This window comes from Pseudomonas sp. RIT-To-2, assembly GCF_029623465.1.
Lineage (GTDB): Bacteria > Pseudomonadota > Gammaproteobacteria > Pseudomonadales > Pseudomonadaceae > Aquipseudomonas > Aquipseudomonas silvicola.
Window position 1 is genome coordinate 1 of record NZ_JAPYKM010000050.1, and the last position, 19,289, is coordinate 19,289.

Sequence of the window (19,289 nt, forward strand, 5' to 3'; positions counted from 1 at the left end):
TTCTTCCAGCGCCTGGGACAAGGGCTTGCCGGCTTTCACCTGTTCGCGGATGCGTTCGATCAGGGCGTGGGCCTTGGGCGCCTGGGTCTGCTTGAGCAGGATGCCCAGCGAGCGCTCCAGGGGTTGGCCGGCGCCCAGCAGGGTCGCCAGTTGCTGGGTGAAACTGACCAGGGCGGCGCCGTTGAGCGCCACGCTGCCGCGTGACAGCCGCTGGCTGCCCGCTTCCAGGTTCAACACCAGCCAGCCGCGGGCCTGCAGGTGCGCCAGGGCAACACGCTCATCGGCGGCCTCCAGGTTGCCTTTCTGCGTGGCGCCGTCAGCGTCCAGGGCGCGGTAGCGGAATGTGGCCATGTCAGTCGCCCCGCGCCACACGCAGCACTTCTTCCAGCGAGGTGATACCCGCCAAGGCCTGGCGCAGGCCATCTTCGTACAAGGTCACCAGGCCGTGGCGGCGTGCCGCTTCTTCCAGGGTCGCGGCGTCGGCCTGGCGCATCAGCAAACTGCGCAGCTCATCATTCATCACCAGCAGTTCGGTGATCGCGCTGCGGCCGTGATAGCCGGCCCCAGGGCTGTCGGTGTCGGGGCGGTAGAGCATGATCGGACGTTGCTCGGTGTAGCGATCCAGGCGGTGCTGGGCCACCAGCTGCGCAGGGGCCTCGAAGGCAATGCGCGTGGCCGGATCCAGCCGGCGTACCAGGCGCTGGGCCAGGATACCCTGCAAGGTCGAGGCGATCAGGTAGTGCTCCACGCCCATGTCCAGCAGGCGCGTGATACTCGCCGCGGCGCTGTTGGTGTGCAGGGTAGACAGCACCAGGTGGCCGGTGAGTGACGACTGAATGGCGATACGGCAGGTTTCCAGGTCGCGCATTTCGCCGATCATGATCACGTCCGGGTCCTGGCGCACGATGGAGCGCAGCGCGCCGGGAAAATCCAGGCCAATGGCCGGCTTCACCTGGATCTGGTTGATGCCTGCCAGTTGATATTCCACCGGGTCTTCGACGGTGATGATCTTGCGCTCGGCGGTGTTGAGCCGCGACAGCGCGGTATAAAGCGTGGTGGTCTTGCCCGAGCCGGTGGGGCCGGTCACCAGCAGGATGCCGTGGGGGCGTTCGAGCAGGTCCTGCAAGGTGGCCAGGCGCGGGCCATCGATGCCTAGGGTAGGGAAATCGAAGCGCACGGTCTGGCGGTCCAGCAGGCGCATCACCACCGACTCGCCGAAGCTGGTGGGCACGGTCGACACCCGCAGGTCCAGTTCCTTGCCCTGAATGCGCAGCATGATGCGCCCATCCTGAGGCAGACGGCGCTCGGCGATGTCCAGGCGGGCCATGATCTTGAGGCGCGAAATCACGGCGGCGGCGTGGCTGGCCGGAGGCGCTTCGCCCTGCACCAGCAGGCCGTCGATACGATAGCGCACCTGCAACTGGCCTTCGAACGGCTCGACATGCACGTCAGAGGCCCGCGACTCCACGGCGCGCTGCAGGATCAGGTTGACCAGGCGGATCACTGGCGCTTCGCTGGCCAGGTCCTTGAGGTGCTCGATATCGTCCAGGGCATCGCCTTCACCGTCCAATGATTCGATCAAGGCGTCCATGGCGCTGCGGCCCTGGCCGTGGAAACGCTCGATGAGGGTGTTGACCTCGGCGGCCGTGGCGATCACCAGCGACAGGGGCTGCCGGGCCAGGTAGCCCAAGGCGTCCAGGCCATAACCGGAGACGGGTGCACGGGCGGCCACACTCAGGTGCGATGGGCCCGTGTGCAGCACCACGAGGCCGTAATGGCGCAGGAAACGTTCGCTGCCCATCAAGGCCGGCACGTCGAGGGTGTTCACCTGTTCCATGTCCAGCCGTGGCACCGCCAGCAGGGTCGCATACGCCTGGGCCACCTCCTCATCGCGCACAGCGCCAAGGCGAATCAGGGCGTCCAGGCAATCGTCGTCGTGGCCACTTTGTGCCAGGCACAATTTAATCGCCCGGTTGATATCGGCGGCTTTGACGTCGGTATGTTCGACCAACCAGTGACAGACACTCGACTGCGATGGAACAGGGAGGTTGCAGTAGGACATTATACTTCTTGGCGATACGCCACTGGCGCCACGCGGTATTAACGGCGCAGCCAGATATTGATGATTTATTAAATACCCCGGTTCAGCCGCGCAACTAACTGGCAACTAAGCAGGGAAATACAAGCCAGAATGGGTGCAACTATAAAGGCGCAGATTTCAACGCTGACACAGCTTAACAGATGCTAAAACCTAACTGCAATTAGGTTTACTAAATAGCAATTTCTAGCTCATTATTAGCGCATTTACGATGTATAACGGCCATTTTTATTGATTTTTAAGCAATTAAAATAAAGCAAACCACCCTAATCTCGGTTTTTTCATGCAGCCGAAGATCGGAAAAATCGACCTCCACCCTGCCCTTTTCATGCAGTTTGTCGCGTTTGAAAAAATATCTTTGCGAACATTGAACTTTTAAAGGCATCATCCGGACTTACTCTTCGGCCGCGCTTTCGCCTTCTTTAATCGATCGCCGCCGACCTGCTATTACTTAGCCATCATCTGAGACATTATTTATGAAACAGCTCATATTACCTGTCATGGGTACTGTACTTCTGTGCGCCCAGAGTTTTGTCGCCTGCGCGGCAGATTCAACCTCTGGTACCGGCACTTCTTCCATGCAGGAAGTTCGCCAGCAGATCGAAGCCAAGCGCGACCAGATCTCTGGTGTCGACCGCGTGCAGACCACCACCCAGACCGCCACCCCGGTGGATGACGCCCCGATCGTCACTGACGACGCCCCTGCTCAGGAGCAGCAACAATGAGCCATTCCACCCTGCGACGTACCCTGGGCCTGAGCCTGTTGGCCCTGGGTGTCGCCCAGGCGCACCTGGCCCTGGCGGCCACCGCTACCCCGGCCACCGGCAACGCCGTGGAAGCGCGGGTCAGCTCGATCCTCGACAACATGAGCACCTCGGAGAAGATCAACTTCACCCGCGTCGACGACGGCCACATGATCCCCAAGCTGACCAAGTGGGGCATCCAGGGCACCGTTGCCTACGATTCGTCCATGGGCGTGCACGTCAACAACGCCACGTTTGGCGCCCAGTACCCGTCGCAGTCGGCCCTGGCCGCCACCTGGAGCATCAACCGCGCCAAGGAATTCGGCCAGGCCATCGCCTACGAAACCCGTATTTCCGGCGGCCAGCAAATGCTATCCCCAGGCGTCAACCTGTACCGCACCCCCTACGGCGGCCGTTCGGCTGAGTACCTGAGCGGCGAAGACCCGTTCCTGGGCGCCGTGCTGGCCCCGGCCGTGGTCAACGGCATTCAGGTACAAGGCATCCAGGCCAGCGGCAAGCATTTCCTGGCCAACGAACAGGAAGCCAACCGCCAGGCAGTGAACGTGCACGTGGACGAGCGCACCCTGCGCGAGCTGTACCTGCCGGGCTTCGAGTCCATGGTCAAGAACGCCAACGTGGCGTCGATCATGTGCGGTTTCAACAAGATCAACGACGACTACGCCTGTGAAAACCACCACCTGATCACCGACGTGCTCAAGGGTGAATGGGGCTATCAGGGCATGGTCATCAGTGACTTCAACGCCATTCACGACGCCTTCAAGGGCGCCTGGGCCGGCACCGACATCGACATGCCGTCGGGCTTGCAATTCACCGAAGCCAACCTGATGCCGTTGCTGTGGAGCGGCCAGCTGACTCAGAACGTCATCGACGACAAGGTCAAGCGCAACCTGCGTGGCATTGTCAGCTACGACCTGCAGGAAAACCTCAACACCGCGCAGACCCTGGAGCACACCGAGTACGGCGCCAAGGCCGCGCTGGACACCGCCCGCGAAGCCATCGTGCTGCTGCGCAACGAAAACACCTCGGCCGGCGCGCCACTGCTGCCGTTGGCCAAGTCGGCCAAGGTCGCGGTCATCGGCGACTGGGCGCTGGAAGCACCCGGCTCGCCGTTCGGTACTGCCAACTCGCCACCCAACAGCTACGTGACCGAACTCAGCGGCCTGCAGCAACTGGCGTCGAGCAGCAGCAACGTCACCTACCTGCCCGCCCTGAGCCTGAACCCCAAGGCCTCGGTGTGGTACCAGCCGTCCACCGGCAAGAACAGCGTCAGCTACTCGGGCGTGAAGGCCGAGTACTACGCCAATACCAGCTTTTCCGGTGACCCGGCGCTGACCCGTGTCGAACCGGGCGTGAACCTGAACTGGACCACCAGCACCAACGTCACCGACGCCGGTACCACCACGGTTTCGGGCTTCACCCCGACGGCGGGCGCCTTCTCGGCCCGTTTCACCTCCACCATCAAGCCGACCGTCAGCGGCCCGCAGATCTTCAAAGTGCGCGCCGACGGCCCGTACAAGCTGTGGGTCAACGATGAGCTGGTGCTGCAGAGCGATGGCGTGGCGTACTCCAGCGATGTGGTCAATGCCCTGGTTACCTCGGCGAAAACCTCGGCCCTTACCGCTGGCAAATCCTACAGCGTGAAGCTTGAGTACCAGCGCACCGCCGGCAACTTCACCCCGGCCCTGGGCGGCCTGGCGGGCGTGCAGATGAGCTGGTCGGCCCTCAAGCCGCCAGCGGACCTGGCCAACTACGATGCTGTCGTGGTCGCGGTAGGCACCAACTATGAAAACGAAGGCGAAGGTTCGGACCACGGTTTCGACCTGCCCGACCAACAGGCTGACCTGATCACCGCGGTAGCCAAGGCCAACCCCAACACCATCGTGGTAATGCACGGTGGCGGCGTGTCCAACATGCAGCCGTGGGCCAACAAGGTCGGTGCCAGCCTGCAAGCCTGGCTGCCAGGCCAGCAAGGTGGTCAGGCCCTGGCCGAGATCCTCTATGGCAAGGTCAACCCGTCGGGCAAACTGCCGGTCACCATCGACAAGAAAATCGAGGACAACGCCAGCTATGCGTCCTACCCGGACCCAGCGCAGTACCGCGGCACCAACGCGCTGACCGACATGACCTACAGCGAAGGCCTGTACCTGGGCTACCGTGCGTATGACAAGAACAACACCAAGCCGCTGTACCCGTTCGGCTTCGGTCTGTCGTACACCACCTTCGCCTACAGCGACATGAAACTGTCGAGCAACGTGCTGACCCCGGGCGCCACCGTGAACGTCAAATTCACCGTGACCAACACCGGCAGCAAGGCCGGCTTCGAAACCGCCCAGCTGTACGTGCAGCCGGTCAACCCGGCGGTCGCCCGCCCGGAGAAAGAGCTCAAGGGTTTCACCAAGGTGTACCTCAAGCCCGGCCAGAGCAAGACCGTAAGCATCCCGCTGGACTCGCGTTCGCTGGCTTACTATGTGGACAACACCGACAGCTGGAACGTCGATGCTGGCAAGTACAAGATCCGCGTGGGCACCAGCTCCGCCGACCTGAGCCTGAGCCAGACCCTGACCACCCTGTACGCCGAGCAACTGACCACCCGCGACAGCAACCCGCTGCCCGCGCCACTGCAGAAAGCCGTGCAGGTGTCGGCTTCGCAGCGTTACTGACCTCTGTTTGACCCCGCTTGTGGCTCATGGATGAGCCTTTCTTGCTCGCCACTGGGGAATGCATCAGGGCTGCCGGGTGCAGGCCTCTGGCTTCCGCGGCGCTCTCAAGATCGAGCGCCGCCCGCGCGGCGCTTCCCGGGCAAGGGCTCGGCGCCCCCCCCCCCCGCTCCCACATCTGTTTCAGGCCAGTTATGTCTGTAAGATCACCTCGACAGCCTTGTTTGTCTGGCGCAGTATCGATTGAAGCTTGAGGCTTTCAGCCTCAGCCCCCCACCGCCAGATCCTTCCCCAACCGCCGCAGGTACAGGTCGAAGACGTGCATCACGTCCACGCTTTCCCGCCCGCGCAGCCACTGGATCTGCAACCCGTCCATCACCGAGAAAATTTCCAGCGCCAAGGCGCTGATATCGACGTCGGCGCGTATGGCCCCCGCCTCCACCAGCGAACCCAGGTGCGCCTGGGCGTGGCCATGCACCACTACGAACTTCTCCTGGTACCAGGGGAACGCCGGGTGTTTGTCCGAGAGGCTCTCGATGTTGATCATCAACGCCGCCTGGCATTCGCTGGCATCCTCCACGCTGAAGCCCATGCTCATGCGCAGGAAGCGCAGGAACCCGTCCAGCGTCGGCGACGTGTCGAGTTCGCCGAAACGCTCCACCACGCGCTGGTCGCGACGGTCGAGCAAGGCGCGCAGCAATGCCACCTTGTTGGGAAAATGGTGCAGCAGCCCGACCGTGGTAATGCCGGCGATATCGGCCACGTCGCGCATCGACGCCGCCTGATAGCCATCCCTGGCGAACACTTGGGTGGCGGCGTCCAGCAAGGCCATGCGGCGCATTTCGCCCTTCGGGGCGCGGCGACGCTTGGGTGCTGGCGGCTCGACCGCCTCCTGGTGAAGATCCTTGACTGACATAAAAACCCGTTACTCTGTGGAAACACCAACGGCCTTGGCCCGCTGGCGGAAAAATCGGCGGGCGACGCCCACCGCCGTTGCAACGGCCAACCCGGCCACCACGGCGTTGCCCAGCCACATGCCCAATAACGCGCCACTGCCCCCGTGCCACTTGGCGCCCATATAGACGAAGGGCAGCGAACCCAGGGTACCGCGCAACCAGCCAAACGCCGGTACCCACCAGGCCCGGCCCATGGTCAGGAACATCGACTGGGCAATGAAGTCCAGGCCGTACAGCACCCAAAGCGCTGCCCCCCACTGGCAGAACAGCAGCAACAGTGCCCGCCCCTCGTCCAGCAACTGGAAGTAATCGGCAATGGCTGGCCCGGCGAGGTACAGCGCCGCCCAGAGCGCCACACCATAGAGGACCACCAGCTTGCCTGTAAAGCCGACGGCCTGGCGCGCCCGGCCATCATGACCAGCGCCCAGGTTCTGGGCAATCACCGGCACCAGGGCGGTGGGCAAGGCAAAATACAGGCAGTAGCCCAGTTGCAGGATGCGGTCCACCACGGCCATGCCCGCCAGTACCGAAGTACCGAAGGCGGCCAAGGTCACCATGAGGTAGGTGATGCCCACAGGCATGGCGAGGTTGCCCAGCATGGCCGGCAAAGCGATGGGCGCCAGCCGGCCGATGTGCAGCTTCAGCAGGCGAACATTGAGCCGCGCCGACAGGCCAATGTGGCGCTTGACCAGCGTCAGGCCCACGCCCAGGGCCACCAGGGTGGACACGCTGAATGCCAGGCCCGCCCCTTCCACCCCCCAGCCTAGCCCCAGAATGAACAGCGGATCAGCGACCGCCAGGGTCGCCGCACCGGCCACCAGTACCCCCAGGGCAAGGCGCCCGTGGCCCTGGGCTCGCAGGATCTGCGCGCACATCTGCATGGCCGCCGCCGGTACGCTGGCCACCAGGGTGGTCCAGATATACAACCGCGCCGTCGGGTAAGCCGCCGGGTCCGCGCCCAGCAACCGCCCCAGCGGCGCCATGGCCAGCAGTTCGACGCCGGCGATCAGCGCCGCCAAGGCCAAGGCCATGATCAAGAGGTGGCTGACCAGGCGCGCCAGTCGCTGGCTGACGTGGTGGCCAATGCGCTCGGACAGCACCACCCCTGCGGCGATCACCAGCCCCGAGACAAACGCGGCGTTGACGAACAGCAGGGTCTTGGCCAGCCCGACAGCGGCCAGCAGGCGCTGGTCATGGAGCTGCGCGACATAGACCAGGGTGAGGATATCGACCAGAAACACCGTCAACAGGCTCAGGGCGCTGGCGCTGGTCATGGCCAGCACGTGGCGGGCCAGTGAGCCTTGGGTGAAACGGGCGGTGGTGTCGCGCATGGCGGGCTCGAAAGAAGACGGGCACGCATTGCACCACTGTGGGCGCTGGCTTGCCAGCGGGATTTTCAGCAGGGCCTGAATGGCAGGCTGACACGCCACCTTTGCGAGGCACCGCTGCCCGCGACAAAATGCTCTAGCACGGGGCCCTCAAGCTTAAACGATTCAGGCCGAAGAGCTGATATCATTTTGACACCGCCTAGGAGGCCATCCCATGAACCTGAGACATCTCAACATCGCACCCCGGTCACTGTTGTGCTTCGGTTTCTTCGCGCTACTGATCACCGCCCTCGGGCTGTTCTCCCTGCTGCAGTTCGCTGAACTGAAAAGCTCGCGTTCGACCCTCCAGGACCAGGTGCTGCCAGCGGTGCAGACCATCGGCCGGATCAAGAGCGACCTGTTGACCATCCGCCTGGGCAACACCAACCTGCGTACCGCCCTGAGCCCCCAGGCCGCGGACCTGGCGCGCACCAGCATCAACCGTGGCCGTGACGACCTGCAGGCCGACGTGCGCCGGCTCAAGCCGCTACTGGTCAGTGCCGATGCCCAGCAGGCCTACAGCAACCTGCTGGACGCCATGGGCAAGTACCTGGACGTGCACGCGCGCTTCCTCGACGCCCTGGCGCAGAAGCATGATGATGTGGCCACTGCCCTCAGCCAGCCCAATGGTGAGCAGACCTTGGCCGGCAACCAGTTCAGCAAGGACATCGACGAAGTGGCGCACCAGGCCGACCTGAAGATGGCCGAATCCGATGGCGTGGCCAACACCGCCTACAGCCAGGCGCGCAACGTCACCATCGCCGCCATCCTGGTAGCGCTGGCAGCGACCCTGGTACTGGCGACCCTGTTCACCCGCAGCCTGGTCAGCCCTGTGGCCAAGGCCCTGAAAGTGGCGCAGCAGATCGCCGACAATGACCTCAGCCAGCCCATCGTGGTCGATGGCCGGGATGAGCCGGGGCGCCTGCTCGGGGCCCTGGCAGTGATGCAGGACAACCTGCGCAAGACCCTGAGCGACCTGGGTGGCTCGTCCAACCACCTGGCGTCCACGTCCGAGGAAATGGCTGCCCTGACCCAGGACGCCTTGCACGGCATACAGCGCCAGAATGACGAAATCAACCAGGCCGCCACCGCCATCAACCAGATGAGCGCGGCCGTGGAGGAAGTGGCACGCAACGCAGCATTGGCATCGACCGCCGCCCGTGAATCCAGCCAGTCGGCCGAGAACGGCCGCCAGCGCGTGGACGAGACCCTGAACGTGATCAACGCCCTGCACGACTCGGTAGGCGCCACGGCGTTGGAAATCGATGGCCTGGCCTTGCAGCTCAAGGACATCAGCGGTGTGCTGGACGTGATTCGCGGCGTGGCCGAGCAAACCAACCTGTTGGCCCTCAACGCTGCCATCGAGGCGGCCCGCGCCGGGGACGCTGGCCGTGGTTTCGCGGTGGTCGCCGATGAAGTGCGGGCGCTGGCCCATCGCACCCAGCAATCGACCGCGGAAATCGAACAGATGATCGCCTCTATCCAGGGCGGCGCCAGCAAGGCAGTCAGCTCCATGGGCCTGAGCAGCGAGCGCGCCAGGGCCAGCCTGGTGGTGGCACAGGGCGCCGGTGACGCACTGGCCGAAATCACCGCGGCCATCGTGCAGATCAACGAGCGCAACGTCAGCATCGCCTCGGCCACCGAAGAACAGGCCCAGGTAGCCCGCGAGGTGGACCGTAACCTGACCAGCATCCGCGACCTGTCGATCCAGACCTCCGCTGGCGCCGACCAGACTTCGTCCGCCAGCGGCGAGCTGTCGCGCCTGGCGGTACAGTTAAATCAGGTGGTGTTGCAGTTCAAGGTCTGACCGCTGCGGCGTCCTTGTTCCCCACGAAAAAGCCCCCGGGCAGCCTGCGCTGCCCGGGGGCTCATACCTGCATCCGAACCGTCAGACCAGCGCGCTGCGGCGCTTGAGCTCACTGTTGAGGATGAAGTCGTTTTCCGAGTAGTCGACCGGGCAGTCGATCACGTGGACACCCGGGGTCGACAGGCACTGCTCCAGCAGCGGCAGGAAGCCTTCGGCGCTTTCCACGCGGTGGCCCTTGGCACCGTAGGACTGAGCGTACATGACGAAGTCAGGGTTGCCGTAGTCCAGGCCGTAGTCGGTGAAGCCCATGTTCGACTGTTTCCAGCGGATCATGCCGTAGCCGTCGTCACGCAGGATGATGACCGTCAGGTTCATCTTCAGGCGCACAGCAGTTTCCAGCTCCTGGCTGTTCATCATGAAGCCACCGTCACCGCACACCGCTACCACTGGGCGGTCCGGGTACACCAGGTGCGCGGCCATGGCCGACGGCAGGCCCGCGCCCATGGTCGCCAGGGCGTTGTCCAGCAGCACGGTGTTGGGCTTGTGGGCCTTGTAGTTGCGCGCGAACCACAGCTTGTAGATGCCGTTGTCCAGCGCCACGATGCCTTCGGCCGGCAGGGCGCGACGCACGTCGGCGACCATGCGCTGCGGGTAGATCGGGAAGCGGTTGTCATCGGCGCCTTCGGCGATCTGCGCTTCGTTGGCCTCGCGAATGGTCATCAGGCGGGTGAAGTCCCAGTGCGGCTGCGGCTCCAGGGCTTCGCCGATCTGCCAGATGGCGTTGGCGATGTCGCCGATCACTTCGATCTGCGGGAAGTACACCGGGTCGACTTCAGCGGAGCGGAAGTTGATGTGGATGACTTCGGTGCCGCCACGGACCATGAAGAACGGTGGCTTCTCGATCACGTCGTGACCGATGTTGACGATCAGGTCGGCCGCTTCGACGGCGCGGTGCACGAAGTCACCGGCCGACAGCGCGGCGTTGCCCAGGAAGCGCGGGTGGCGCTCGTCGACCACGCCCTTGCCCATCTGGGTGGTCACGAACGGCACGTTGGTCTTGTCGATCAGCTGGCGCAATACCTTGGCGGTCATTTTGCGGTTGGCACCGGCACCAATCACCAGGATCGGGCTGCGCGCGGCTTTCAGCTTGGCGACGGCGGCTTCGATGGCCTTGTTCTCGGCTAGCGGGCGACGGCTCAGGCTCGGGGTGATCGGCATGCTGTCGGTCTGCTCGGCAGCGATGTCTTCCGGCAGTTCCAGGTGCACGGCACCGGGCTTTTCTTCTTCAGCCAAGCGGAAAGCTTCACGCACGCGCGACGGGATGTTGTCGGCCGACGCGAGCTGGTGGGTGTACTTGGTCAGCGGCTGCATCATGCCAACCACGTCGAGGATCTGGAAGCGGCCCTGCTTGGACTTCTTGATCGGCTTCTGGCCGGTAATCATCAGCATCGGCATGCCGCCCAGGTAGGCGTAGGCACCGGCGGTCACCAGGTTGGTGGCGCCAGGGCCCAGGGTCGACAGGCTGACGCCGGTCTTGCCGGTCAGGCGGCCGTAGGTGGCGGCCATGAAGCCGGCGGACTGTTCGTGGCGGGTCAGCACCAGCTCGATGGGCGAGCGGCGCAGCGACTCCAGCAGGTCCAGGTTTTCCTCGCCGGGAATACCAAACACATATTTGACGCCTTCGTTTTCCAGGCATTGAACGACGACATCTGCGGCCTTGGCCATTTTCCTTCCTCAAACTCGTGGCGCGCTGATATGCGCCCATTACCATGACTGATCAGGGGAACAAGCCCCGTTTTTTTCACGCCGACGGCGCTACCGTCGCATCGCCCCGGCCCACAACGGCCAGTAAGGACGTGGACGAATGATTCGGCACAAAAGCCACTATTGCGAAACGTAACGGTTTCCAGCCCATGAATGCAACGGCCCAGAGCGATTGTTGGCGGATAGCGAACACTTTTGCCGGCGGTGAGCCGCGCCGCACGGTCCCACGCTGTGTTCTCAGGCAGGACCGGGCGAAGCTCGGGAAGGGCTAACCGCCCTCAGACACCTGTCGACACCGCCGCGACCGCCTCGATCTCAATCAGCATCCCCTCCAATGCCAACCGCGGCACGGGGATCAGCGTGCACACCGGTTTCATCGCCCCACCCCAGGCCAGATCAGCTTCCCGCACCCAGGCCGTCAACCGCTGCGGGTCGTGGTCGACAATCAGCAAGGTCAACTTGAACACCTGCGCCAGGTCAGCCCCCTGGGATTGCAGCGCCGTGGCCACGTTGGCCAACGCCTGGTGCACCTGTTCGGCGAACTCGGCGGACAGTCGCCCCTCGGCGTCTTCACCGCCCTGCCCGGCGATGAACACCAGGCGCGCGCCAGGCGCCAGTGCGGCCACGTGGGAATAGGCGTTGGGGCGGGGGTCGTACAGCCCGGCGGGGTTGGAAAGTTCGAAGGCTACTGGGCGGGGAATCTCTGACATGGGGTCTACTCCGTGACGAAAGAGCTGGTACTCTCCGGTCTCACCCTGACGGTGGCCGGCTACCTGCCGGGGCTGAAGCCTACTGCCCAGCCATGCTGGTCAACAAGAACAAGATCGCCTGGAACCTGCAATGGATGATGCACTGAAAGGAACCGCGGCTCGGCCGCTGGCGCTGCTCGCGCTGATATCGGGTGCCGTGGTAGCCACCTGGCTGGCTGCCCATGGGCACGCGCAAATCACCACGAACTTCCTCGTGTACTGGCTGCCCCACGCGGTGATCCTCGGCCTGCTCTGGCTGTCTCGGGCGTCAAAAGTGCTGATGGCCGGGGTGGCCACGGCCTTGGCGCTTTACCTGGCGTTGTACGGGGCGTGGGTGCTGTCCATGGCCGAGCCGGGCGGGTTGATCTGGTTGGGTTACCTCTGCTCGTTCCCCGGCGCGTTCCTGGCAGCCGCCGTGGCGCGCTACATCGAGTGGACCGCCCGCCCCTGCGACCGGCCATGGCTGACGGGCTTTGTCTGTGTGGCGCTGGGCCTGACCCTGAACCAGGGGGCGGTGTGTTCGACAGTGATGGCGTGCCGGTTGGAGTGAGCCCACGGGCGCCGTGGGCAAAGCGCTTATCCGCGTGCCCGGCGCGCCGCCTCGACCAAGCCGTTGAGCCAGTCCTGATGCCCATTGATCATCGGGTTGGGCTGAGCCTTGGCCGACTGCAGGGCTGGGGTGCCTTTCTGGGTTTCCTGGCTGATGTACCGTGGCGCCTGCTTCCCGAGCTGGCGCCCGGTCCCACAGGGGATCACCGCGATAGTGCGGAACACCCTGTGGGACCGGGCGAAGCTCGGGAAGGCCACGACGCGGTATGCCTGATGCACCGTGGCGCCTGCTTCCCGAGCTGGCGCCCGGTCCCACAGGGGATCACCATGATAGTGCGGAACACCCTGTGGGACCGGGCGAAGCTCGGGAAGGCTACGACGCGGCCGGCCTGATGCACCGCGGCGCCTGCTTCCCGAGCTGGCGCCCGGTCCCACAGAGGATCACCGCGATAGTGCGGAACACCCTGTGGGACCGGGCGAAGCTCGGGAAGGCCACGACGCGGTGTACTTGATACACCACGGCGACCACTCAGGAATACCCGGTGGGGCCCGCCATGAAAAGCTGGACGGTCTCCCTCGGGTTCAGCAGCTCGGTTTGCTGAGCCCGGTACCGATGGTCACTGCGCTCACCGGCACATCAGCGAATGCCTTCTCGGCTGCCTCGTTGAACTGCGGGTCGCAGTTGAAGCGTGTGTCGGTCACGTAGTCTTCACCTTTGGCCTTGGTCATCACCCCCTCCCACTGGCTGGCTGCGGCAAGGGCGGTGTCCGAGGCCAAGACCACCTCCAGCATCACCTCCTTGAAACCAACCGCATGGGGCCCCTCCCAGTGGGCGAACACCGAAGGGTCGGCGGCGTTGCCGCACAGGGTGAGGCAATCGGCGCTGTAGCTCAGGCCGCCGCCAGAGGAGGCCACGAACGCGCCAACGGTCAGCGGCTTGCCTGGGGCGGGTGCGTAGCTGCTGACGAACGAACTCAGGTCAGCCTGACAGTTGTCACCCAGCGCCATGCGCAATTTGCTGACACTGTTGCCCTCCACCGTTGCCGTGATGGTACAGCCCTGAACCTTGAACACGTGATCATTGCCATTGGACTCACGGGGAATGCCGGCCACCGATTCGAAATAACGCGGGTTGGTCCCCAGCATGTCACCATTGAACACTTCAGCCACCGTGGCCGCTTGAGCAGTACCGAACCACAGGGCAATGGAGCAGGCAAAACCAACACGTAGTGCATGACGCATGCGAGAATCCTTTCATGAGCGGAGATTGCACCGGCGTTGCCGGCGGCTGGACCGGCAGTCTAGCAAGGTGCCAAGGCTGATGGCCATCATGGCTGCCATCATTGTATGTCTGACGGCCTGAATGCAGGCCTCACAGGGAGGAACCCATGCAGTATGTGTTTTCTGAAGTGTTGAATGACCTGATCGACTACTTCCTCCTTGGCGACCTGCTTTTGCTACAGCGCTTCAAGGCAGAACATGGACTGGCCGACGACCTGGCCGCCGAGTTCGTGACCGGTGACAGCGGCGACCGAGCGGTGCTTGAGGGCGTGCTCATCCCGCTCGCAGGCGTCGAGAACCACCCCTACACCATTGTGTTCACACTGACCGGCACGGCACCCGAGCTGCTCAAGCCTGCCAACCGCCTGCAACATCAACGTGACGGCTATGCACTGCAGGTGGCCCACGGCAAAGTGCAGTTGTTTACCTGGCGTATCCTCCAGGCGTTCACCGCGCCAGCCGTGGAGCAGTTGCTGGCGCGATATGAGCAACCTGGGCGGCCCGGTATCGAAGTGGACAACGGCTGGTACAGCGTCGAAATACTGGCCGGCGAAGTGGCCCGCGATGGTGGCTTCGAACCAGCGTTCGAGTTTGTCCTGACCCCGCGCGAGGGGCCGGTGGATGCCAGTGGCGTAGATGTGGGCTACCGCTTCGCCGTGGACTGGACGGGTTAGGCCACGGCCCGAACCCGCTGTACGCTCAGATCGGACAGTGCCGCACCCGCGCATTCCAGCGTTCGCGATGGCGGGCGCGCCAGTCGGGGCTGCCAGAATCCAGCCAGGCCAGCGTGGCTTCTACGCTGGTGGGGCTGATCAGGAACCGGTCGATGTGGCTGGCGATGGTTTCATCGGCCAGGTGCAGCGCACTCAGGTACGCGTCGAACGACGCCGCCAGCACCACGTATTCATCGCCCTGCTGACGGCGGCCCGTCCACGCTGGCAGGCCGGCAACCATGGCGGCCACGTCCTGGCGGCCGTCGCGCAGGTCCAGCAGCAACAGGCTGGAACCCCCATCCCGCCCAATGGGCAATAGGCCGCTGGCGGGGTAATCGGGCAATGCCATGGCCTGTTCCAGCTCATGGGGGTTGCTTTCCCAGGTTTGCGCCAGGTCCAGGCCAAACAGCGAGAAGCTCATGAGTTCGCGCTCGCCATTGGCCAGGGTGACGGCAACATCGTACTCGACGATGGCGCCGTTGCACGCTTTGAGAAACTGCCGGTAGTCCGCCGGCAACGTCGCCTGAAGCAGGGCTTCCAGGCGCGCGATGGCCTGGTCGGTGGCGGGTTCCCGGGTGTCTTCCAGCAACAGACCGCGATAATCGGGCATAGGGTGTCATTCCTTGAACGAGGGGCTGGGCGCTACTGTACCCGTGGCCCGATCCAGCCACCAGACACACCAGGCCACGGCGCTGATCCCCGCGCCCAGCAGGCACACGGCCAACCACCCACCGTGAGCATACGCCTGGGTAGCCGCCACGGCGCCCAGGCCACTGCCCGCCGAGTAGCAGCACATGTAGGCGCCCACCATCCGGCTTTGAGCATCCGGCCGCGCCGCCAGGATCAGGCTCTGATTGGTGACATGCACCGCCTGCACGGCAAAGTCGAGCATGGCCACGCCCAGCGCCAGGGCCAGCAGCGAGCTGTGCGCCAAGCCGATAGGCAACCAGGACACCACTAGCAAGGCCAGGGCAAACCCTGTGGTTCTGCTTCCCTTGCCCTCATCCGCCCAGCGCCCGGCGCGGGCCGCTGCCAAGGCACCGGCAATACCCGCCAGGCCGAACAGGCCGATGTGGGCATGGGAGAGCGACAACGGCGGCGCGCTCAGGGGCAACACCATGGCGGTCCACAACACACTGAACGCAGCGAAGATCAGCATCGCGAACACACCCCGGCGTCGCAGCACCGGTTCGGTGGCATACAGCGCGAACATCGAGCGCAACAACGCCGTGTAGCCTTGGCCCGTGCGCGGTTCGGCAGTGCCAGGTACCGCACGCCACACGATGCCCGTCATTGCCAGCATCAGCCCTGCGGCCATCAGGTACACCGTACGCCACCCCGCCAGGTCGGCGACTGACCCGCTGACCAGTCGCGCCAGCAAAATGCCTATCACCACGCCGCTGGTCACGGTGCCTACCGCCTGGCCTCGTCGGTGGGGCGGCGCGAGCACGGCCGCATAGGCCACCAGCACTTGCACTACCACCGCCATCAAGCCCACCACACCCATCGCACCCAGCAACGCCCACCAGTGCTGCGCCATGCTGGCCGCCACAAGGGCCGCGGCGGACAGCAGCAATTGGCCGAGCACCATGGCCTTGCGGTTGAGCAGGTCACCCAACGGCACGATGAACAACAGACCGGCCGCATACCCCACCTGGGTGACCGTGACCACGATACCAATCATGGCTGGGGTTACGCCCAGGCTGACGGCCATGGTATCCAGCAATGGTTGGGCGAAGTACACGGTGGCCACCGCCAGCGCGCAAATAACGGCGAACAGCAGTGTCAGGGCCGACGAGCCCTGAGTCGCTGCATGGGTAACAGTCTTTGACGTCATCCTTGCCACCTATCTGGTTTCAATTTGAAACCGATTTAGCCGCAGAAGGTTTTAATTTGCAACCGGAATCCGTTTGGTCGGTATAATCAGCGCCACCCTCCCCAAGAGCCCACCCCATGGCCAGACAACCTGCCCTTGAGCACAGCGAATGCCCCGTCGCCCGTACCTTGGAAGCCATCGGCGAACGCTGGACACTGCTGATCATCCGCGATGCGTTCGACGGGCTGCGGCGCTTCAGTGAGTTTCAGAAAAGCCTGGGGCTGGCGAAGAACATCCTGGCGGCACGCCTCAAGGTGTTGACCGAACTGCAACTACTGGCGCTGCAGCCGGCGGCCGATGGCAGTGCCTACAAGGAATACGTGCTGACGGAGCGCGGGCGCTCGGTGTTCCCGTTGATCGTGTGCATGCGGCAATGGGGAGAGCAACACCTGTTCGAGGCCGGTGAGGCCCATTCGGTGTTGCTGGATGATACCGGTGGCCAGCCGGTGGCGGCGATGGAAGTTCGGTCAATTGATGGCCGGGTGCTTGGCCCAGAGTCGTGCCACCGCACCCGCGTTATTCGCCCCAGCCGTCAGGCCTCATGACCGGCCAGGGGGCTCACGGAGGTTTTCCACGAGGAAATCCACGAACGCCCTCACCCGCGCCGGCATCGCCGCGCCGCCGACGAACACCGCGTGAATCGGCTCGCGATCCCCGGGGTTGTAGCCTTCCAGCAATGACACCAGGCGCCCGTTTTGCAGGTCTTCCTGCACGCTGAACGCGCCGATGCGGGCGATACCGGCGCCCAGCCGGGCGAGTTGGGCGAGGGTTTCGCCGTTGTTGCCTTCGATACTGCCTGTGACCTTGATGGCCATGTCGTGCCCCTCGCGGCGAAACGGCCAATCCGGCGCGGCGCGGCGGAAGTTGAAGCGCAGGCAATTGTGGTTCAACAGGTCTTCGGGCTCCGCGGGCGTGCCATGGCGTGCCAGGTAGTCGGGGGACGCGACCACCACCTGCCCGGTGTCGCCAATGCGCCGGGCCGACAACGGGCTGTCGGGCAGTTCACCGAAGCGAATGGCCACATCGGCCTGGCCGCCGAGAATATCGACCACTTCGTCGCCCAGCGCCAAATCGACCAGGATGGCCGGGTAGCGCGCGCTGAACGCCGCCACCAGGGGCACGATGGCCAACCGGCCGTGGGCCAGCGAGGCGCTGACCCGCAGGCGGCCACGAGGCACGCCCTGGTCGGTGATGGCGTCTTCGATCTCGGCCATGTCGGCGAGAATCCGGCGCGCCCCGCGCAAGTACGCTTCGCCCTCGGCGGTGAAACGAATGGCGCGGGTGGTGCGTACCAGCAAGCGCGTGCCGATACGCTGTTCGGTGCGCGCGATGATGCGGCTGACTGACGAAGGCGTCAGCCCCAGTGCACGGGCAGCCGCCGACAGACTGCCGTGTTGCGCCACCAGGGCGAACACCGTCATTTCACCCGATCGTCCGTTGATGTCCATTTGTGCGCCCAGTGCAAAACTCTTGGTCTTTATCGGGGGCTACCGCCGCCAGAGGGGCGATTGTAGCATTTGCCTCACAGATAAGGAGCTACTATGCGTATCAACCCACCCCTCTTGGCGCTCGCCGCTGGCGCTTTTGGTATTGGTGTCACCGAGTTCGCGCCCATGGGCATGCTGCCCGGCATCGCCGCTGACCTTGGCGTATCGATCCCCACCGCCGGCTTGCTGGTCAGCGCCTACGCCCTGGGCGTGCTGATCGGTGCGCCGATCATGACCCTGACCACTGCGCGGGTACCGCGCCGCTACTTGCTGATCGGCCTGATGGCCATCTTTACCCTGGGCAACCTGCTGTCTGCCCTGGCCACCGACTACCAGACCCTGCTGTTCGCGCGGGTGGTGACCTCGTTGAATCACGGCGCCTTCTTCGGCATCGGTTCGATCGTGGCGGCCAGCGTGGTACCGCCGGACAAGCGCGCCGGCGCCGTGGCCGCGATGTTCATGGGGCTGACGGTGGCGACCATTGGTGGCGTGCCATTGGCCACCTGGTTTGGCGAAACATTCGGCTGGCGTACCGCGTTCTGGGGCATCGCCGGTCTGGGCGCGGTGGCCATGGCCTCGCTGTGGCTGGCATTGCCTGACATTCCCGCGGAAAAAAGCGATGGCCTGCTGGCGGAAATCAAGGTGCTTGGCCGTGGCCCGGTATTGTCGGCGCTGGCACTGACCGTGGTGGGCTCAAGCGCGATGTTCACCGTATTCACGTACATCGCGCCGATCCTGCGCGACGCCACCCATGCGTCCACCAATTTCATCACCGGCATGCTGGTGCTGTTCGGTATCGGCCTGACCCTGGGCAATATCTGGGGCGGCAAGGCGGCGGACCGCTCCGTGGACCGCACCCTGATGCTCTCGCTGACGGTACTGATCGTGGTGCTGGCGGCGTTCACCGTGCTGATGCGTTGGCCCATCCCCGCCGCCCTGGCGATACTGGTGTGGGGTGCGGCCAGCTTCGCCCTGGTGCCGCCGCTGCAGATGCGGGTGATGGAAGCGGCCAAGGACGCCCCCAACCTGGCGTCGGCGGTGAACATCGGCGCCTTCAACCTGGGCAACGCCATCGGCGCGGCGCTGGGTGGCGCGGTGATCAACGCCGGGCTGGGCTACCCTGCCATCGCCGTGGCAGGCGCGATGATGGGCGTGCTGGGCCTGGTGATGGTGCTGGCACTGCGCGTGCGCCCCGCTGCTCGCCTTGCGGTTGCCGAGTAG

17 protein-coding genes and 2 pseudogenes are annotated in these 19,289 nt (G+C 64.4%); 8 read left to right on the forward strand and 11 right to left on the reverse strand.

Translation table 11 applies throughout. From position 1 onward, the window contains the following. Both QBK88_RS28220 and QBK88_RS28225 read right to left on the reverse strand, forming a co-directional pair. A partial coding sequence (locus QBK88_RS28220; RefSeq protein ID WP_277964649.1) for a type II secretion system F family protein occupies positions 1-351 on the reverse strand: 351 nt, incomplete at its 3' end. A 1-nt stretch (position 352) separates the two neighbouring features. Next, positions 353-2,062, reverse strand: a complete 1,710-nt coding sequence (locus QBK88_RS28225) for an ATPase, T2SS/T4P/T4SS family (RefSeq protein WP_277964650.1) — start codon at positions 2,060-2,062, stop codon at positions 353-355. A 512-nt stretch (positions 2,063-2,574) separates the two neighbouring features. Here QBK88_RS28225 and QBK88_RS28230 point away from each other — a divergent pair. Next, entirely contained in the window at positions 2,575-2,823 is a 249-nt protein-coding gene (locus QBK88_RS28230) for a hypothetical protein (RefSeq protein WP_445765018.1), read from the forward strand. After that, positions 2,820-5,522 carry a glycoside hydrolase family 3 C-terminal domain-containing protein gene (locus QBK88_RS28235; RefSeq protein WP_277964651.1) on the forward strand — a complete coding sequence of 901 codons (2,703 nt, stop codon included), beginning with the start codon at positions 2,820-2,822 and terminating at the stop codon, positions 5,520-5,522. Before QBK88_RS28230 ends, QBK88_RS28235 begins: the two co-directional genes overlap by 4 nt. A gap of 262 nt (positions 5,523-5,784) precedes the next feature. Here the strand turns inward: QBK88_RS28235 and QBK88_RS28240 are convergent, their stop codons facing one another. Continuing rightward, positions 5,785-6,435: a TetR/AcrR family transcriptional regulator gene (locus QBK88_RS28240; RefSeq protein ID WP_277964652.1), complete on the reverse strand. Its 651-nt coding sequence runs from the start codon at positions 6,433-6,435 to the stop codon at positions 5,785-5,787. Positions 6,436-6,444: 9 nt separating this feature from the next. After that, positions 6,445-7,806 carry an MATE family efflux transporter gene (locus QBK88_RS28245; protein WP_277964653.1) on the reverse strand — a complete coding sequence of 454 codons (1,362 nt, stop codon included), beginning with the start codon at positions 7,804-7,806 and terminating at the stop codon, positions 6,445-6,447. A gap of 211 nt (positions 7,807-8,017) precedes the next feature. Here QBK88_RS28245 and QBK88_RS31005 point away from each other — a divergent pair. Together QBK88_RS31005 and QBK88_RS31010 are read left to right on the forward strand one after the other, a co-directional pair. Further along, positions 8,018-8,791 (forward strand): annotated as a pseudogene (locus QBK88_RS31005) (MCP four helix bundle domain-containing protein); the annotation flags it as partial. 36 nt (positions 8,792-8,827) lie between these two features. Beyond that, a pseudogene (locus tag QBK88_RS31010) lies at positions 8,828-9,649 on the forward strand (methyl-accepting chemotaxis protein); the annotation flags it as partial. A gap of 81 nt (positions 9,650-9,730) precedes the next feature. Here the strand turns inward: QBK88_RS31010 and QBK88_RS28255 are convergent. Next, positions 9,731-11,374, reverse strand: a complete 1,644-nt coding sequence (locus tag QBK88_RS28255; RefSeq protein ID WP_268142389.1) for an acetolactate synthase large subunit — start codon at positions 11,372-11,374, stop codon at positions 9,731-9,733. Positions 11,375-11,691: 317 nt separating this feature from the next. Next, positions 11,692-12,123: a RidA family protein gene (locus QBK88_RS28260; RefSeq protein ID WP_277964655.1), complete on the reverse strand. Its 432-nt coding sequence runs from the start codon at positions 12,121-12,123 to the stop codon at positions 11,692-11,694. Between the two features lie 130 nt (positions 12,124-12,253). On the opposite strand from QBK88_RS28260, the gene QBK88_RS28265 reads away from it, so the two are divergent. Continuing rightward, positions 12,254-12,712 carry a hypothetical protein gene (locus QBK88_RS28265; RefSeq protein WP_158159289.1) on the forward strand — a complete coding sequence of 153 codons (459 nt, stop codon included), beginning with the start codon at positions 12,254-12,256 and terminating at the stop codon, positions 12,710-12,712. 26 nt (positions 12,713-12,738) lie between these two features. Here the strand turns inward: QBK88_RS28265 and QBK88_RS28270 are convergent, their stop codons facing one another. Both QBK88_RS28270 and QBK88_RS28275 read right to left on the reverse strand, forming a co-directional pair. Beyond that, on the reverse strand, positions 12,739-12,990 hold the full coding sequence (locus tag QBK88_RS28270; RefSeq protein ID WP_277964656.1) for a hypothetical protein: 252 nt from the start codon (positions 12,988-12,990) through the stop codon (positions 12,739-12,741). Between the two features lie 303 nt (positions 12,991-13,293). Next, complete coding sequence (locus QBK88_RS28275) at positions 13,294-13,953, reverse strand: hypothetical protein (protein ID WP_277964657.1); 660 nt, start codon at positions 13,951-13,953, stop codon at positions 13,294-13,296. A 146-nt stretch (positions 13,954-14,099) separates the two neighbouring features. On the opposite strand from QBK88_RS28275, the gene QBK88_RS28280 reads away from it, so the two are divergent. Beyond that, entirely contained in the window at positions 14,100-14,666 is a 567-nt protein-coding gene (locus QBK88_RS28280) for a hypothetical protein (protein ID WP_268142394.1), read from the forward strand. A gap of 25 nt (positions 14,667-14,691) precedes the next feature. On the opposite strand, the gene QBK88_RS28285 is transcribed toward QBK88_RS28280, so the two are convergent. Then, positions 14,692-15,315 (reverse strand): SMI1/KNR4 family protein, encoded by a 624-nt coding sequence (locus QBK88_RS28285; protein WP_268142396.1) that lies wholly within the window; start codon positions 15,313-15,315, stop codon positions 14,692-14,694. Positions 15,316-15,321: 6 nt separating this feature from the next. Next, complete coding sequence (locus QBK88_RS28290; RefSeq protein WP_277964658.1) at positions 15,322-16,542, reverse strand: MFS transporter; 1,221 nt, start codon at positions 16,540-16,542, stop codon at positions 15,322-15,324. Positions 16,543-16,658: 116 nt separating this feature from the next. Here QBK88_RS28290 and QBK88_RS28295 point away from each other — a divergent pair, with 116 nt between their 5' ends. Further along, positions 16,659-17,126, forward strand: a complete 468-nt coding sequence (locus QBK88_RS28295; protein ID WP_277964659.1) for a winged helix-turn-helix transcriptional regulator — start codon at positions 16,659-16,661, stop codon at positions 17,124-17,126. Here QBK88_RS28295 and QBK88_RS28300 read toward each other — a convergent pair. After that, positions 17,121-18,029 carry a LysR family transcriptional regulator gene (locus tag QBK88_RS28300; RefSeq protein WP_268142400.1) on the reverse strand — a complete coding sequence of 303 codons (909 nt, stop codon included), beginning with the start codon at positions 18,027-18,029 and terminating at the stop codon, positions 17,121-17,123. The genes QBK88_RS28295 and QBK88_RS28300 overlap by 6 nt on opposite strands. Positions 18,030-18,122: 93 nt before the next feature. On the opposite strand from QBK88_RS28300, the gene QBK88_RS28305 reads away from it, so the two are divergent. Next, positions 18,123-19,289, forward strand: a complete 1,167-nt coding sequence (locus tag QBK88_RS28305; protein WP_277964660.1) for an MFS transporter — start codon at positions 18,123-18,125, stop codon at positions 19,287-19,289.